The organism is Bartonella sp. AP88XZML (assembly GCF_042195565.1).
Lineage (GTDB): Bacteria > Pseudomonadota > Alphaproteobacteria > Rhizobiales > Rhizobiaceae > Bartonella.
In genome coordinates, this window is sequence record NZ_JBHIOQ010000070.1 from 1 (window position 1) to 1,734 (window position 1,734).

1 pseudogene is annotated in these 1,734 nt (G+C 29.7%); it reads right to left on the minus strand.

Annotated elements, in window-relative coordinates:
• Window positions 1–489: pseudogene (locus ACFIK2_RS08115) on the minus strand (hypothetical protein); the annotation flags it as partial.
• Window positions 490–1,734 lie beyond the last annotated feature (1,245 nt).

The following is a 1,734-nucleotide window of genomic DNA, read 5'->3' on the forward strand; positions in this document are numbered from 1 at the left end:
AATGTAAGCAGAGCCACTTATTTTTGCATTGCCTCCGACATGAGCATCATCACAAATGACAGCATTATCGGAAATATGAGCGTGATCAGTGACACGGGCGTTATCATAAATTTGTGCATTGCCTTCAATTACAACGGCGTTGTTAGCATGCGCATTGCCTGAAAGTTTTGCATTGTCCTTTAATGTCATACCTTCAAAAATAGCATTCCCATAAATTTGCGCATTACCATAGACATCAACAAAAAAGCTTTTTACTTTAGCATTTCCAAAGACGCGTGCATTTTGAAAGACCCGAGCTTTATTATACACCCAGCAATTACCTTCATGAGAGAGATTATCTTCACTTTCAATATANCGAGTTAAGAAATGACCATCGATATATTCACAATCATCAATAAATTCATATTTTTTTGCAGGCTCTTGTTGATTAACAGACGTGGTTTCATTTGAAATATTAGAGATAACGGGGGAGGTGTTTGAATTTGTCATTTTAAATTCTTTCTAATCATAAAAGGTTTCTATTGACCCCCTAATGGGCGTCGGGCGCTAGAAACACGGTGATTAGTCCGCTGTATGCTTTCCCCTTGAAAGGGTATTGTATGGCATAACCACACCCGACAAAATTCTCATATACTAACAAAAGCATAAAAGAAAGTCAGTATTTTAAAGGCATGGGAGAGGCTGTTTCGTAACCTATCCGCTAATCACTAAGTGTTTCTATCACTTGATTATTTATATAACAAAATACGTATTTATTGTCAAACAATATTTTATCTTTTTTGTATTTTTTTTAATACGTTGTGTATTGATAATATCTTATGCTTATTAATTGCTTCTTTTATATTTATGTGCTTTTAAAGCTATATTATAGGTTTTATGAAACGATTGCGTTATTTTCTGAATCTATACATTTATAATATTTAGAAACGCTCTCATAATGCGTATTTTAAACTTTATAACCTATCAATTTTTTCACTAAATGGCTTTTAAGATTTCTGTTAATTTCTTTTAATAACACATTTTAGACTTAACAGCCTTTATAGGGACTGTCTTTATAACAAATGCTTTCATTTGCATTTTTGCTTTCTCTATAGCTGTTATGTTCTTTATAGCCATGGCATCATTTTTCAGTTTCATAAGAGAAATGATAAATAGGATATATGATAATTGTGATTTATAGACCATTATGAAAACACTTATGAAAACATCTCAATAGAAACTGATCATTATAGAGATGAGCAAAATCCCTTTTAATAAACTTTTGTCAGTCTTGTCAGTTCTTTTTAGAACCTATATCATTTTTTTTAAATGATAGAAAATTAAAATCATTATATTTCAATAAGTTAAGTTTTATGAATTTTTCAAAATACAACTTATTAAAACAGCCATAACAAATAAATACAACTGTAAATATATATTTGTCAGTTTATGTCAGTACATTGAATCGACAAAAGTGATCATTTAGTGAATGATTAAAACATGTCTTATGAGAGTATGTGATCTTTTAAAGCCTTTCAAAAGAAAGGGATTATAATCATAATAAATGCTATCAAGACCATTATGGTTATGAGTTTTGGAGGTGCTTTTTACGCCCCCCTTTACATATTTTTCAATAAAAAATAAAAGTCATTATATTTCAATATGTTATTTTTTATCAATTTTTCAAAAAAACAACCTATATCAAAATACAACCTGTAAATTCAACTAATGCTCTATGTTTTGTAGTTTTTTTTT